The following is a 14,621-nucleotide window of genomic DNA, read 5'->3' as shown; positions in this document are numbered from 1 at the left end:
TTCCGTCATTAACTCCTGTCAGGAGCGTTGACACGTCAGTTACTCGTGTCACAACATGAGGCGCCGTTACCGACTGGTTGGTACGGCTGTCCTTGTGGAGGTCATCCGTGCCCAGCGTGTCCCGAGCCGTGTCCCGCCCCGTACTCCGCACTTCTCTCGCCCTGCTGGCCGGCACCGCCCTCGCCGCGCCCCTCGTCCTGGCCGCCCCCGCGAGCGCGCTCGCCACCGACCCGTACACCGTCACCGCGCTGAAGGTGACCGTCCGCGCCGGCGACCGCAACTGCACCCTGGACGCCGACCTCTACCGCCCCGCCGGCGTCGATGCCGCGCACCCGGCGCCCGCCGTACTGACCACCAACGGCTTCGGGGGCAGCAAGGCGGACGGCTCGACCGACGCCACCGCCAAGGCCTTCGCCGCCCGCGGCTATGTCGCACTGGCCTACTCCGGCCTCGGGTTCGGCAGGTCCGGCTGCCCGATCTCCCTCGATGACCCCCAGGCCGACGGCCGCGCCGCGAGCCGGCTCGTCGACGTCCTGGCGGGGTCCCGGACGTCCGACGACGGCACCCGCGTCGACTACGTCACCAAGGACGGCAAGGGCGATCCGCGGGTCGGCATGATCGGGGGCTCGTACGGCGGGGCGATCCAGATGGCCACCGCCTCGGTCGACCACCGCGTCGACGCCCTGGTCCCGCTGATCACCTGGAACGATCTCTCGTACTCCCTCGACCCCAACAACGCGGACCGTACGGCCGGGGGCGGAGCGGTGCCCGGTGCGTACAAGTACCAGTGGACCAACGGGTTCTTCCTGATCGGCGAGGCGCAGGGGCTGCTCAACCCCAGCCTGGACCCGTCGCGGCTGGGCGGCGCGGGCTGTCTGCATTTCGTGGCGCCGGCCTGCGAGACCAAGCGGCTGCTGGATTCCGGCAGGTACCCGGCCGACCGGACCGCCACCATGCTGGCGTACGCCCGCAGCGTCTCGCCCGTTGCGTATCTGAAGTCGGTCAAGGCCCCCACGCTGCTGGTGCAGGGCCAGGCCGACACCCTCTTCAACCTCAACGAGGCCACCGCCACCTACCGCACTCTCACCGCCCACGGCACCCCGGCCAAGATGATCTGGCAGGCCTGGGGCCACAGCGGCGGGATGAAGGACCCGGCGAAGGGCGAACTCGACCTCGGCAAGGGCAACTTGGAGACCAGCTATGTCGGACGGCGGATCCTCGCCTGGTTCGACCGCTATCTCCAGCACCGCAAGGGCACCGACACCGGCCCCGCCTTCGCGTACTACCGGGACTGGGTGAGCGAGGGGTCCGCCTATGCCACCTCGCGCACCTTCCCCGCGGGCGACGGCCAGAAGCTGTATCTCTCCGGTGACGGCAAGCTCGTCGACAACCGCAGGAAGGTGGTGCGCGGCAGTCGGGAGTACCGCAATCTGCGGGTGCCCACCAGCCATTCGGAGAGCTCGCTGGCCGGGCTGCTCGGTCTGCCGGACCCCGCCCCCTACGACATCAAGGGCACGTATCTGGACTGGACGTCCGCCCCGGTGGCGGGCCGTCCGGTGGAGGTGGTGGGCGCGCCCAAGGTGACGCTGAAGGTCGTCTCGCCCAGGACCGAGCGGGTGCAGAACTCCGCCGATGCGGCCGACAAGCTGGTGCTCTTCGCGAAGCTCTACGATGTCGCGCCGGACGGAACGAAGACGCTGGTGCACCGGTTGGTGGCCCCGGCCCGGGTTCCCGATGTGACCCGGAAGTTCACCGTGGAACTCCCGGGCATCGTGCACCGTTACGAGCCGGGGCACCGCCTGCGCTTCGTGATCGCTGCGAGCGACACCGCCTATGCGGGCAATCGCGGCGTGAAGCCGGTGACGGTCACCAGCGCCCCCGAGGACACCGGCGTCCTCGACCTTCCCGTCACCCGAGGGAGCTTGGGGGAAGGCCGGCCGGTGCGGTAGCGGATGGGGTGGCTGCCGTAGGGAGAAGAGCCGGAAGGGACGCGCTCAGGCGTCCGTCAGGGTGATGGCCTGCACCGGGCAGGCGCGGGCGGCCTCGCGTGCGAGCGGGTCGCCCGCGCCGTCCTCGCGGCCGGGCAGCACCTGCCCGAAGCCGTCGTCGTCCTGGGTGAACACCCCCGGTGCGGTCAGGGCGCACTGGCCGGCGCCGATACACAAGTCCTGGTCAATGGCGATCCGCATCCCGGACCCCTTTCCTTCGTCCGCTGCCACCGGCGCCGTCTACCAGGTCACCGGCAGCTCGATCATGCCTTGCAGGGTGTCACCCGGCTTGAACGGAATCTCGGTGGCGGGCGCGGCGAGTCGCAGATCCGGGATCCTGGAGAACAGGGACCGCAGCGCGATCTCCATCTCCGCGCGGGCGAGGTTCTGGCCCAGGCACTGGTGAATGCCGAACCCGAAGGCCACGTGGTGGCGCGCGCTGCGGCTCCAGTCCAGGTCGTCCGGCGCCGGGTACGCCGTGTCGTCGCGGTTGATCAGCGACGTCGGGAACACCACCCCGTCACCTGCGCGAATGGTCCCGGCGGCGGTCTCGATGTCCTCCGTCGCCACCCGCAGCAGGAAGTCGACGATGGACAGGAAGCGCAACAGCTCCTCGACCGCGGGCAGCATCAGAGTGTCCTGTGCGCGCAGCTGGGCGAGCCGTTCGGGGTGTTCGAGCAGCGCGAAGGTGCCCAGCGAGATCATGTTGGCGGTGGTCTCATGGCCCGCGACCAGCAGGATCATGGCCATCCGGACCATTTCCTCGTGGGTGAGGTGCCCGGTGCGCAGCCGGTCCGCGATCAGCTCGTCCAGCAGTCCGTCGCCCGATTCCTTCTGCTTGCGGGCGATCAGCGCGGTGAAGTACTCCTCGAGGCTCTCGCGCGCCTCCTCCGCCTCCTGGCCCGTACGGCCGCGCAGGATCCGGCGGGACTCCTCCTCGAAGAACTCGTGGTCGGCGTACGGGACGCCGAGCAGCGAGCAGATCACCATCGAGGGGACCGGCAGAGCGAACGCCGAGACCAGCTCGGCGGGCGGGCCCTGCGCCAGCATCCGGTCCAGGAGGCCGTCGACGATCCGCTGGATCTCCGGCCGCATCGCGGCGATCCTCTTGACGCTGAAGCTGGGGATCAGCATCCGGCGCTGCGTGTTGTGCTCCGGGTCGTCCACGCCGAGCAGCGGGGCCTTGGTCCGGCGGAGTCCCTCGAGGCGCGCGACCGGGATCGGGAACGCCGGGTTGCTCCGGTCGGACGACAGCCGGGGGTCGGTCAGCAGCGCCCGCGCCTCGGCGTGGCCGGTTACCGCCCATACCTGGCGGCCGTCGTAGAAGGCGACGCGCGACAGCGGCCGTTGTTCGCGCAGTGGCTGATAGCCGGCGGCCGGGTGGTAGGGACAGCGGCGGTCCTGAGGGAAGGGGATCGCCTCGGACGAGGGGGACCCGGTCGTTGCCTCGGTCATCGAACTGCCTCCCGTACGAGGGGCGTGAGGTGCTGGTGTGGTGCAGAGGGCGGTCGGCCCGCCGATTCCCACTTCAAGCCTCTCTACGGTGTATGTCTACGCGCAGTCCGGCCAACTTGGTGCGGTTCGGCAGCGCCGGATGCGGGCCGTCCGCGAGCCGGCCGGCCCCGGTCACCCCTTGCGCAGCAGGGTGTCGAGCACCGCGTCCAGATAGCGGGTGCGTGCGGCGCCGGTGGGCAGCGTCTGCGGAACCGCATGGCCCAGCTGGGTGTGCCCGAGATAGGCGCTGTACGCGAGCAGGCCGCGGCGCCGTGCCTCGGTCTCCGTGAAGCCCAACTCGGCGAAGAGCGCGGCGACATAGCCGATCCGCCGTTCGGTGACGCGGGTGAGCGCGGCCGCCACCCGGGGGTCCGTGGCGGTGGCCAGCAGCGACATCTCCAGGGGGGACGCGGCGGACGCTTCGGTGGCCCGCAGGAGCAGTCCGCGCAGCCGCCGTTCGGGGTCGGACTCCGTCTCCATCTCGGTGATCACGGCCTCCGTGGCGACCTCTTCCCAGCGCTGCAGCGCGGCCTCGATCAGGGCGTCGCGGTTCGTGAAGTGCCAGTAGAAGCTGCCCTTCGTGGTGCCGAGCCGGGTCGCCAGCGGCTCGACGGCCACCGCCGCGAGCCCGCCCTCGTCCATCGCCGCCAGTGCGGCATCGGCCCAGTCCCGTGCGGTCAGTCGCTGCCGGGAGCCGGTGGTGCGGGGCCGTCCCGCTCGCTGTTGCGCCATGACCATACGCTACCGTACGGTCAAACATACGCCACCGTATGGAGGTGCTGGATGCGTCCGATCCGCCTGCTGCGAACCGTCCGCGATGTGCATGCCCGTACCGTCGCCGCCCCGGCCGACGTCGTCGGTGCCCTGATCGACCGGGTCGGCGGCGACCGCGATCCGCTCTTCCCGGTCCCCGCCTGGCCGCCGATGCGCTTCGACCGGCCGCTGGCCGTCGGCGCCGACGGCGGGCACGGCTTCGTCCGCTACCGCGTCACCGCCTACGAGCCCGGCCGCCGCATCCGCTTCGACTTCACCCCCGGCCCGTCCGGCTTCCACGAGGTCAGCGTGCACCCCCTGGGCCCGGACAGCTGCCGCGTCGAGCACGTCCTGGAAGGCCGACACCGGGTCGGGCAAAGGCTGTTGTGGTACGCCGCGATAAAGGCCGTCCACGGCACCGTCGTCGAGGAGCTCCTCGACAACATCGAGCTGGCGGCCACCGGAGGCGTCCGTACCCCGGTCCGCCGGTCGCCCCGGGTGCGGCTTTTCCACCGCCTGCAGTGGGAGCGGCCGAAGGCCGTCGCCCTCCCCGCCGAGGCGCGGCTGGCCCGCAGTGCCTTCCCCCGCACGGACTTCCAGGACGCCTGGCAGATGACACTGCCACCCGGAATGCCCGCGGACCCGGCGGCCTGGGAGGGCGTGCTGCGCGGGGCGTCCTTCCCGGTCGTGGGGCGGGCGGGCGGCGAGATCCTGCTCGGCAAGGATGCCCGGCACCTGGACTTCCGCGCCTCGCTCCTCCTCGCGAACGGCCAGGTCACCCTCGGTACGGTCGTCCGCACCCACCACCTCTCCGGCCGGCTCTACTTCGCCCTCGTACGGCACGTCCACCCCTTCATGGCGCGCCTGATGCTGCGCCGCACACACCGCCGGCTGGCGCTGGCGGCACCGAGCGCGGGGCAGCGGGAGCGGGCCGGGGCCGGGGCGTAGCGGCGGCCCCTGTTGGCAGGTTGATGGCAGATTGATGGCACTCAGTGCCACACTGCCGATATGAGGCAACGACTGCACGGCGATACGGACCTGGCCTGGACGGTGCTCGGCGGCGACCCGGCCCTCACGGAGCGCCTCACCTACGGCGGGCCGCCCGGTCTGCTGCCGGCCCGGCTCCCCGTCATGGCGCTGGCCCGGACCACGGTCGCGGTCTGCGCACTCGCGGCGGCGGAGCTGGCGGCGGAGCGGAACGGCGGCCCGGTGCCCGCCGTACGGGTCGACGACGGAGCGGTGGCCGCCGCCTTCCTCAGCGACCGCCTGGTGCGGATCGACGGCCGGGCGCCCTCGACGTTCGCCCCGCTCTCCCGCTTCTGGCGCACCGCCGACGGCTGGGTGCGCACCCACGCCAACTACCCGCACCACCGCGCCCGGTTGCTGCGCGCGCTCGGCCTCCCGGAAAGCGCCGGGCCGGCCGAGGTCCGGGCCGAGCTCGCCGGGCGCCGGGCCGAGGAGGTCCAGGAGACGGTCTATTCGGCGGGCGGGCTGGCCATCGCCGCCCGCACCCCCGAGGAGTGGGCCGCCCATCCCCAGGGCGTCGCGGTTGCCGCCCACCCCTTGCTGACCCTGGACACCCTCGACGCGGGCACCCCGCCCCGCCCGCTGCCGCCGCTCGCCGAGGGTCCCGCGCTGCCCGCGGCCGGGCTGCGGGTGCTGGACCTGACGCGGGTGCTCGCCGGGCCGGTCGCCACCCGTACGCTCGCGCTGCTCGGCGCGGACGTCCTGCGCATCGACGCCCCTCAGTTGCCGGAAAGTCAGGACGCCCACAGCGACACCGGCTTCGGCAAGCGCTCCACCTTCCTGGACCTGGCCTCCCGCTCCGGACGCGCGACCTTCGAAGCGCTGTTGACCGGCGCGGACGTCGTGGTGACCGGCTACCGTCCGGGCGCCCTGGACCGCTTTGGCCTCGCCCCCGAGGCCCTGGCCGAACGCCGCCCGGGGCTGGTCGTCGCCCGCGTCTCGGCCTGGGGCGGCGACGGGCCCTGGGGCGACCGCCGGGGGTTCGACAGCCTGGTCCAGGTGGCCACCGGGATCGCCGCGATCGAAGCCGACGCGGGCCCGGCGTCCGAGGGCTCGACCGCGAGCGGCGGCGGAGCGGGGCGCGGCGGCATCCCGGGCGCGCTGCCCGCGCAGGCGCTGGACCACGGGACGGGGTATCTGCTGGCGGCGGCGGTGCTCCGGAAACTGACCGAGCGGTCCCGGACGGGGGGTTCGGGCGTGGCGACGCTGGCGCTCGCCCGTACCGCGCGGTGGCTGGTGCACGGCCTGGGGGGAGCGGGCCGGGACGACGGCCGGAGGGCGGGCGCGCCGACCGGACCGGCCGCGCCGGACCACGACGTCGAGCGCTACCTCCGTGACACCGACAGCCCGGTGGGGCGGCTGCGGTACGCCCTGCCGCCGGTCCGGTTCGACGGCGGCCCGCTGACCTGGGCGACGCCGCCGGGGCGGTGCGGGCAGGACGCGCCGGTGTGGCGCTGAGGAGGCGGGGCGGAGCGGGGAGCAGGGTGGCTGGCCCCGCTCCGCCGCCCCTCCGTACGATCTCCCGATGACGTCCAACGCTCACGACCACCACCTCGCCCACGGTCCCCGGGTCGGCATCCGCCCCTTCACCGCCGCCGACCGGGACGAGTTCACCGCACTGGCGCGGGAGAGCACCCGGCTGCACCACCCCTGGCTGTTCCCGCCCACCACCGACGCCGACTACGACGGCTATCTGCAACGCCTGCAGGAACCGGTGCGCGAGGGCTTCCTGGTCTGTGAGCACGACAGCGGCCGGATCGCGGGCTTTGTGACGATCAACAACATCGTGCACGGCGCCTTCCGCTGCGGCGCCATCGGCTACGGCGCCTTTGCGCACGCCGCCGGGCGCGGCCTGATGAGCGAGGGCCTGCGGCTCGTACTGGACCACGCCTTCACGGAGTTGGGCCTGCACCGGCTGGAGGTCAACATCCAGCCGGCCAACACGGCCTCCCTCGCCCTGGTCCGCCGCGCCGGCTTCCTGCTGGAGGGCTACTCCCCGGACTTCCTGTTCATCGACGGCGCCTGGCGCGACCACGAACGCTGGGCGATCACCAGCGGGGCGGCCACGACGCCCGCCTTCGGCCGTACGGTCCCGGTCTTCCGGATCTTCGACGTCGCCAAGGCCCACGAGTTCTATGTCGACTACCTCGGCTGCACCGTCGACTGGGAGCACCGCTTCGAACCCGGCATGCCGCTGTACACCCAGGTCTCGCGCGGCGCCCTCGTCCTGCATCTGTCGGAGCACCACGGCGATGCGAGCCCCGGCTCCACCATCTATACGGAGCTGACCGGGGTGCGCGAGCTGCACGCCGAGCTGGCCGCCAAGGACTACCCATATCTGCGTCCCGGCCTCGAACAGGACGAGATCGGCACCTCGCTGACCCTCACCGACCCGTTCGGCAACCGCCTGCGCTTCAACGAGCCGCCGGGCCCCGAGGCGAAGAGCGCTACCGCTTCTTGCGGTTGATCTTCATCGTGTCCATGTCGGTGGCCGTGGACCGCAGTTCCCGGTAGCCCAGGCCCGCCTCCTTGAGCGCGGTCTCCGCCTTGTCCTCGGCCAGCGCCGCGGCCATCTCCACGCCGTCCGCCGCGTCCGAGACGATGACGTAGCGGTAGGTGAAGGAGCGCAGCGGGGTGTCGTACGCCAGCGAGCCCTCGGCGGTGAACCGCAGCTGCGCCAGCCCGTGGTCGTCGGCCTCGGCGAGCAGCTTCGCCCGGGACTCGGCGGTCAGGCCGTCCCATGTGCCGCGGACGATCACGCGGTAGGTGTGCCGGGTCGTGGTCATCGGTGCCGTCGTCTCCATGGGTGGGGGTCTCCATCGGTGCGGTGTCGACTTCCGCTGCATACCGGCGCGTCGATGCACCGGAGCGTCAGGGTATTTCGACGGATCTGCCGACGCCCGGCATTATTTCCGTACGTCCGTGCGAAGATCGCCGTATGCGTCGCACGATACTGATCGATGCCCCGTCCAACCTCGGTCTGCGGCCGCCCGCGCCCGGCACCGTCCCCGGCTGCTACAAGCTCGCCGGCGCGCTGCGCGAGCAGGGGCTGCTGCGCAGGCTCGGCGCACTGGAGGGCGGCGTGGTGGTCCCGCCGCGCTACGACCTGGGGGAATGGCAAGAGGGCGACGGCGACTTCAACGCCGCCGCGCTCGCCGCGTACACCCGCAAGCTCGCCACGCGCGTCGAGGAGCAGGTCCGCAGCGGCGCCTTCCCGGTGGTACTCGGCGGGGACTGCAGCATTCTGCTCGGCGTCGTGCTCGCGCTGCGGCGGCTGGGGCGCTACGGCGTCGCCTACCTCGACGGGCACGGCGACTTCCGGCACCCGGGCAATGTGGCGGTGTCCGGCCCGGTCGGCGCCGCGGCCGGGGAGGGCGTCGCGCAGATCACCGGGCGGGGCCAGTCGGACCTCACGGACATCGAGGGGCTGCGGCCGTACGTCCGGGACGAGGACGTGTGCCTCCTGGGTATCCGGGACGTGGACGAGGACCAGGAGGAGCTGACCGGCCTCGGCATCCGCCACACCGCGGTCGGCGAGATCCGGCGGCGCGGCCCGGACACGGTGGCCCGCGAGGTCCTCGCCCACTTCCAGCAGCTGCCGCTGGACGGGTTCTGGATCCATCTCGACGCCGACGTCCTCGACCCGTCCGTCATGCCGGCCGTCGACAGCCCCGACCCCGGCGGCCTGCTCGTCGACGAACTCCGCGCCCTGCTGGCCCCGTTGGCCGCCTCGCCCCGCTGCGTCGGGTTCAACGTCACCATCTATGACCCGGACCGCGACCCCGAAGGTACCGGGGCGGCGCTGCTCACCGATCTCCTCGAGGGTGTCTTTGCGCAACCCTGACCCCGCCTGCCGCAAGAAGCCCTGTTCAGAAGGGCGCCGACGCGGTTCCATGGTCAACAGGAGGCCGCCGGAGCCGAGGTGGCCCGGTCCAACCCTGCGAGGCAGCCGTGGCCACGAGTGTGCGACGCACCACCCTGACCCTTCCCGCCGCCCCCATCGGCCCGGACAACCCGCTCCCGGCTTTGCGCGCCGGCCGCGACCCGCACCGTATCGAGACCCCCGGGGACGCCGGCCTGCCCGCCGCCATGGCACGTCAGCTCGGCTATCAGCCGCTGCGCTCGATCCTGCCCACCCGGCAGCGCGACGACTACGGCCGCGACCGCCGCGGCACGGACCTGGACGCGCTGGTCCTCGAGAACGACCGGCTGCGCGCCACGGTCCTGCCCGGCCTCGGCGGCCGGGTGTACTCCCTGTACCACAAGCCGACCGATCGCGAACTCCTCTACCGCAACCCCGTGTTCCAGCCCGCCAACTTCGCCCTCAACGGCGCCTGGTTCTCGGGCGGGATCGAATGGAACATCGGCGCCACGGGGCACACCACTCTCTCCTGCGCCCCGCTGCACGCCGCCCGCGTCCCGGCGCCGGACGGCGGTGAGATGCTCCGGCTGTGGGAATGGGAGCGGCTGCGCGATCTGCCGTTCCAGGTGGACCTCTGGCTCCCCGAGGGCTCCGACTTCCTCTACGTCGGCGCCCGGATCCGCAATCCGCACCACCACACCGTGCCGGTCTACTGGTGGTCCAACATCGCCGTCCCGGAGGACGAGCGCACCCGGGTGCTGGCCCCCGCCGACGAGGCCTGGCACTTCGGCTACGAACGGACCCTGCGGCGCGTTCCGGTCCCGGACACCGACGGCGCCGACCGGACCTACCCGCTCCGCAGCGAGTTCCCCGCAGACTATTTCTACGAGGTCCCCGACGGGGAACGCCGCTGGATCGCCTCCCTGGACGGCGCGGGCCGCGGCCTGGTGCAGACCTCCACCGATACGCTGCGCGGCCGCAAGCTCTTCCTGTGGGGCGCGGGGCGGGCCGGGCGGCGCTGGCAGGAGTGGCTCACCGAGCCGGGCACCGGTGGTTACGCCGAGATCCAGGCCGGTCTGGCCCGTACGCAGCTGGAGCATGTCCCGCTGGACGCGGGCGGCGAGTTCGCGTGGCTGGAGGCGTACGGGCCGCTGGCCGCCGACCCCGATGCGGTCCACGGAGGCGACTGGGGCGCGGCGCGTGGCGAGGTCGCGGCGCGGCTGGAGGCGGCGCTGCCGCGGGCCGATGTGGAGGCCGCGTACGCCGCCTGGCGGCCGTACGCGGACCAGGAACCCAAGGGGGCGCTGGCCACCGGCTCCGGCTGGGGCGCGCTCGAAGTGGCCCGCGCGGGGCTCGACCTGCCCGGTACACCGTTCGACGAGGGGACCCTCGGCCCGGAGCAGCGGCCCTGGCTGACGCTGCTCAAGACCGGCGATCTGCCGCCCGAGGGCCCCGTCCCCGGCCCGGCGCTGGTCGCCCCGGCCTGGCGCGATCTGCTGGAGTCGGCGCTGCCGGGCCCGGCCACCGACTATCACCTCGGCCTCGCCCAGTGGCACGCCGGCGACCGCGCCCAGGCCGTCCGCAGCTGGGAGCGGGCGCTGGCGGCCGGCGGCGGCCGGCTGTCGCTGGACGCGCTGCCGCTGTACTGCCTGGCCGTCGCCGAGGCCGAGGCGGGCGATGCGGAACGCGCCGCCGAACGGTACGCGGAGGCGTTCGGCTGCGCGGCCCGGTTCGCCGAGTCGCTGGCGTCCGAGGGCACCGCCACGCGTATCTGGCGGTCGGTGCTGCCCGCGCTCGCCCGGGAGGCGGTCCCGGCGCTGCTCGCCGTCGGGCGCGCCGACGAGGCCTGCGACCTGATGGCGCACCTGCGTCAGGAGGACCTGGCCGCCGGCCGGTTCCGGCTGCTGACCGCGCAGGTTCTGCTGGCCGAGGGCGAACCGGCCGCCGCCCGCGCGGTCTTCGAGGCCGGATTCGAGATCGCCGACCTGCGGGAGGGCGACGAGACCCTCAGCGACACCTGGTACGCCATCGCCGAACGCCTCGTCGCGGGGTCCGGCCCGGTCACGGACGAGGTCCGGGCCAGGGCCCGCGCCGAGCACCCGCTGCCGGAGCGGTACGAGTTCCGGATGCGGCCGGTGTGAGAGGGGCCGGGCGGGCTCCGTCCGGCCCGCTCGTCACCCCAGCGGCTTGTCCAGCACCGCCTTGCTGTGACTGAAGGTGTCGAGGGAGTACTCCCCGTGGTAGCGCCCCGTGCCGCTCTCGCCGACGCCGCCGAACGGCAGGTCGGGGGCGGTGAGATGGGCGACCGGCAGGCCGAACGTCAGGGCGCCGGAGGAGGTCTCGGTCAGCAGGCGCTGCTTGGTGCTCGCGGAGTCGGTGAACGCGTAGAGGGCCAGCGGCTTGTCGCGGTCGTTGATGAAGGCGATGGCCGCGTCCAGGTCGGGCACGGAGACGATCGGCAGGACGGGGCCGAAGATCTCCTCCTGCATCACCGGGGCGTCGGGCGGGACATCGGCGAGCACCGTGGGCGCCAGATAGCGCGCCGCCCGGTCGTGTTCCCCGCCGATGACCGTGCGGCCGCTGTCCAGGAGGGCGGTGAGGCGGTCGAAGTGCCGTTCGTTGACGATCCGTCCGTACTCCTCGGCGGTCGCCGGATCGGACCCGTAGGCCTCGCGTACCGCCTCGGCGAGGTGCGGCTCGACGGCCCGCGCGGTCTCGCCGACGGCCAGGACGTAATCGGGCGCGACGCAGGTCTGGCCGGCGTTGAGGAACTTGCCGGTGACGATCCGCCGGGCCGCCGCGGCCAGATCCGTACCCGGGTCCAGGACGACCGGGCTCTTGCCGCCGAGCTCCAGCGTCACCGGGGTCAGGTGGCGGGCGGCGGCCGCCATCACGATGCGGCCGACGGTGCCGTTGCCGGTGTAGAAGATGTGGTCGAAGCGCTGCTCCAGCAGGGCCGTGGTCTCGGGCACGGCGCCCTCGACGACGGCCACCGCCTCGTCGTCCAGATAGCGCGGCAGCAGCCGGGCGAGCGCGGCGGAGGTCCGCGGGGTCAGCTCGCTGGGCTTGACCACGGCGCAGTTGCCCGCGGCCAGGGAGCCGACCAGCGGCGCGAGCGCCAGTTGCAGCGGGTAGTTCCAGGGGGCGATCACCAGGACGACGCCGAGCGGCTCCCGTACGACCTGGGCGGTCGCCGGCAGCAGATGGCCGGGGAGCTGCGCGGGGCGGGGCGCCAGCCACTCGTCGAGGTGGGCGAGGGTGTGGTCGATCTCGTTGAGGGTGAAGCCGATCTCGGTGCGGTAGGCCTCCTCGGGGCCCTTGCCGAGGTCGGCGCGGAGTGCGGCGACGAGAGCGTCGCTCTGCTCGGTGAGCAGTGTCCGCAGCGCTTGCAGCTGGCCGCGCCGCCAGGCCGGTGAGGCGGTGCGGCGGGTGGCGAAGGTGGTACGGAGCCGGCCGACGACGGCGGCGGCTTCCAGGTCGGTGGTGGGGAGGGTGTGCGATGCCATGCCCTCGACCGTACACGAAACGAAAACATTTCGTTTCGTATTGAGTGGGCCGGTAGACTCCCGGTGTGGCCGAACGCACCGAGAGCAGTCAGAGCGCACCCGCCGCCCGGCAGCCCGCCCGCGGGCGGCCCCGTGACGAGGGCCGCGACCGTGCGCTGCTGGAGGCGACCGTCCAGGTCCTCCAGGAGAGCGGCTACGGCGGGCTGACCACGGCCGCCGTCGCCAAGCGGGCCGGGGTGTCGACCGCGACGCTCTACCGCCGCTGGCGCTCCAAGGAAGACCTGGTCGTGGGCACCGCCGTCCGCTGGGCGAGCGACCTCGGTCCGCAGCCGGACACCGGCAGCCTCGCGGGGGACCTGGCCGCGCTGCTGCGCGACAAGGCCGAAACGCTGGAGGGTCCCGGCGGCCGGCTGCTGCACGTCCTGATCGGCGAGGCCGCGCACAACGAAGCGCTGGCCCGGGTCCTGGACACCGCCATCATCCAGCCGGTCCGCGACCGGGCGGCGACCGTGGTCAGCCGGGCCGTCGACCGTGGCGACATCGCACCGCTCGACGACGCGCACGTCCTGGCCGACCTGGTCGTCGGCTCGATGGTCAGCCGACTGTTCCTGACCCCGGACGCGGCACACCGCACCGCCCCGGACGGCCCCGCCACCCCCTCCTCCGGCGCGGCGATGACCCGCGAACTCCTGCCGTTCCTGCTGCGTGCCCTGGGCGCCCCGGCCGGCTGACGGCGGGCGCGGCCGGACCGCTCCCGCCGATTCCCGCTCCGGCCGCGCCCCCACCGCGCCCGCCCGCGGCGCGCCGGTGTACGCCATTGGGAGAGAGTTCGCGCGACCCTGGAATGATCGCGGTGCATCACGGGTTGTGACGGACCATGAAGGCAATCAGCGTGAACAGCTCCGGCGGTCCCTCGGTCCTCGAATACACCGACCAGCCGGACCCGAAGGTCGGCCCCGATTCCGTCCTGATCCGGGTCCGAGCGGCCGGCGTCAATCCCGTCGACTGGAAGATCGTCGAGGGCCATCTCGATGCGATCATGTACGCCCACTACCCGCTGATCCCGGGGTGGGATGTATCGGGCGTGGTCGAGGCGGTCGGCGCCGATGCCACCGAGTACAAGGTCGGCGACGAGGTCATCGGCTATGTCCGCAAGGACGTGGTGCAGCACGGCACCTACGCCGAGCTGGTCGCCGCGCCGGTACGGACCCTGGCGCGCAAGCCCGCCGCGCTCAGCTGGCAGGAGGCCGCGGGGCTCCCGCTCGCCGGGCTGACGGCCTATCAGTCGCTCAAGCGGGTCGGCACGAAGCCGGGCGAGACGGTCCTGGTGCATGCCGCGGCGGGTGGCGTCGGCTCGTTGGCCGTGCAGATCGCGGTGGCCGAGGGCGCCCGCGTCATCGGCACGGCCAGCGAGCGCAACCACGACTTCCTGCGGTCCCTGGGCGCCGAGCCGGTGACGTACGGCGACGGGCTGGAGGACCGGGTGCGGGCGCTGGCGCCCGAAGGGGTGGATGTGGCCCTGGACTTCGTCGGCGACGGCGTCCTGGACGTCTCGCAGCGACTGCTCAAGGACCGCAGCCGGCTGGTGTCCATCGCCGATGGCGAGGTCCAGGCGAAGGGCGGCCACTTGGTGTGGGTGCGCCCGGACACCGCCGATCTGACGGCGCTCGCCGATCTGGCGGACGCCGGGAAGCTCGTGGTGCCGGTCGAGGCGACCTTCCCGCTGGCCCAGGCGGCCGAGGCGTTCCGGCGCAGCATGTCGGGGCGGTCCCGCGGCAAGATCGTGCTGGAGGTCTCGTCCTGACACCGGCCCGGTAGCCGCCGACGGGGTCCGGGGCGGGCTTCATCCGCCCGCCCCGGACCCCGTCACCGACCTGCCGGGACGGCTCGCCTAGGTGGTGTCCGCAAAGTCCTGTCGTCCGCCCGGAGGGCGGGGCTGGCGGCGTCTGGTGCGTGCGATCGCAAGGCGGAGGGTCGTCCTCGTAGCGGGCT

13 protein-coding genes and 1 pseudogene are annotated in these 14,621 nt (G+C 73.1%); 9 read left to right on the top strand and 5 right to left on the bottom strand.

The genetic code is table 11. From position 1 onward, the window contains the following. Positions 1-107: 107 nt before the first annotated feature. Positions 108-1,949 carry a CocE/NonD family hydrolase gene (locus tag ACIGWZ_RS28395; RefSeq protein ID WP_400069506.1) on the top strand — a complete coding sequence of 614 codons (1,842 nt, stop codon included), beginning with the start codon at positions 108-110 and terminating at the stop codon, positions 1,947-1,949. 45 nt (positions 1,950-1,994) lie between these two features. Here ACIGWZ_RS28395 and ACIGWZ_RS28390 read toward each other — a convergent pair whose 3' ends face one another. From ACIGWZ_RS28390 to ACIGWZ_RS28380, 3 genes are all read right to left on the bottom strand, one after another. Further along, positions 1,995-2,189: a ferredoxin gene (locus ACIGWZ_RS28390; protein ID WP_400069504.1), complete on the bottom strand. Its 195-nt coding sequence runs from the start codon at positions 2,187-2,189 to the stop codon at positions 1,995-1,997. Between the two features lie 39 nt (positions 2,190-2,228). Next, positions 2,229-3,443 carry a cytochrome P450 gene (locus tag ACIGWZ_RS28385; RefSeq protein WP_400069502.1) on the bottom strand — a complete coding sequence of 405 codons (1,215 nt, stop codon included), beginning with the start codon at positions 3,441-3,443 and terminating at the stop codon, positions 2,229-2,231. 171 nt (positions 3,444-3,614) lie between these two features. Next, positions 3,615-4,220 (bottom strand): TetR/AcrR family transcriptional regulator, encoded by a 606-nt coding sequence (locus ACIGWZ_RS28380; RefSeq protein WP_400069500.1) that lies wholly within the window; start codon positions 4,218-4,220, stop codon positions 3,615-3,617. A gap of 63 nt (positions 4,221-4,283) precedes the next feature. On the opposite strand from ACIGWZ_RS28380, the gene ACIGWZ_RS28375 reads away from it, so the two are divergent. From ACIGWZ_RS28375 to ACIGWZ_RS28360, 4 genes and pseudogenes are all read left to right on the top strand, one after another. Further along, complete coding sequence (locus ACIGWZ_RS28375) at positions 4,284-5,183, top strand: DUF2867 domain-containing protein (RefSeq protein ID WP_400069838.1); 900 nt, start codon at positions 4,284-4,286, stop codon at positions 5,181-5,183. Between the two features lie 60 nt (positions 5,184-5,243). Further along, complete coding sequence (locus ACIGWZ_RS28370) at positions 5,244-6,719, top strand: CoA transferase (protein ID WP_400069498.1); 1,476 nt, start codon at positions 5,244-5,246, stop codon at positions 6,717-6,719. Between the two features lie 67 nt (positions 6,720-6,786). After that, positions 6,787-7,317: pseudogene (locus tag ACIGWZ_RS28365) on the top strand (GNAT family N-acetyltransferase); the annotation flags it as partial. Then, complete coding sequence (locus ACIGWZ_RS28360; RefSeq protein ID WP_400069837.1) at positions 7,309-7,728, top strand: glyoxalase superfamily protein; 420 nt, start codon at positions 7,309-7,311, stop codon at positions 7,726-7,728. The pseudogene ACIGWZ_RS28365 and the gene ACIGWZ_RS28360, both read left to right, overlap by 9 nt. On the opposite strand, the gene ACIGWZ_RS28355 is transcribed toward ACIGWZ_RS28360, so the two are convergent. Beyond that, positions 7,709-8,065 carry a DUF6204 family protein gene (locus tag ACIGWZ_RS28355; protein WP_400069496.1) on the bottom strand — a complete coding sequence of 119 codons (357 nt, stop codon included), beginning with the start codon at positions 8,063-8,065 and terminating at the stop codon, positions 7,709-7,711. The two genes, ACIGWZ_RS28360 and ACIGWZ_RS28355, sit on opposite strands and share 20 nt — an antisense overlap. 134 nt (positions 8,066-8,199) lie before the next feature. Here ACIGWZ_RS28355 and ACIGWZ_RS28350 point away from each other — a divergent pair, with 134 nt between their 5' ends. Continuing rightward, complete coding sequence (locus ACIGWZ_RS28350) at positions 8,200-9,105, top strand: arginase family protein (RefSeq protein WP_400069494.1); 906 nt, start codon at positions 8,200-8,202, stop codon at positions 9,103-9,105. A gap of 107 nt (positions 9,106-9,212) precedes the next feature. Further along, positions 9,213-11,264 carry a DUF5107 domain-containing protein gene (locus ACIGWZ_RS28345; protein WP_400069492.1) on the top strand — a complete coding sequence of 684 codons (2,052 nt, stop codon included), beginning with the start codon at positions 9,213-9,215 and terminating at the stop codon, positions 11,262-11,264. A 33-nt stretch (positions 11,265-11,297) separates the two neighbouring features. Here ACIGWZ_RS28345 and ACIGWZ_RS28340 read toward each other — a convergent pair whose 3' ends face one another. Next, positions 11,298-12,629 (bottom strand): aldehyde dehydrogenase family protein, encoded by a 1,332-nt coding sequence (locus ACIGWZ_RS28340; RefSeq protein ID WP_400069489.1) that lies wholly within the window; start codon positions 12,627-12,629, stop codon positions 11,298-11,300. A gap of 65 nt (positions 12,630-12,694) precedes the next feature. On the opposite strand from ACIGWZ_RS28340, the gene ACIGWZ_RS28335 reads away from it, so the two are divergent. Then, positions 12,695-13,360, top strand: a complete 666-nt coding sequence (locus tag ACIGWZ_RS28335; protein ID WP_400069487.1) for a TetR/AcrR family transcriptional regulator — start codon at positions 12,695-12,697, stop codon at positions 13,358-13,360. 146 nt (positions 13,361-13,506) lie between these two features. Then, positions 13,507-14,433 (top strand): NADP-dependent oxidoreductase, encoded by a 927-nt coding sequence (locus tag ACIGWZ_RS28330; RefSeq protein WP_400069485.1) that lies wholly within the window; start codon positions 13,507-13,509, stop codon positions 14,431-14,433. The last annotated feature ends 188 nt before the right edge of the window (positions 14,434-14,621 follow it).

The sequence above is a fragment of the Streptomyces sp. NPDC053427 genome (assembly GCF_044544985.1).
GTDB lineage: Bacteria > Actinomycetota > Actinomycetes > Streptomycetales > Streptomycetaceae > Streptomyces.
Note: the sequence above shows the minus strand (reverse complement) of the source record. Positions and strands in the feature narration are given on the sequence as shown.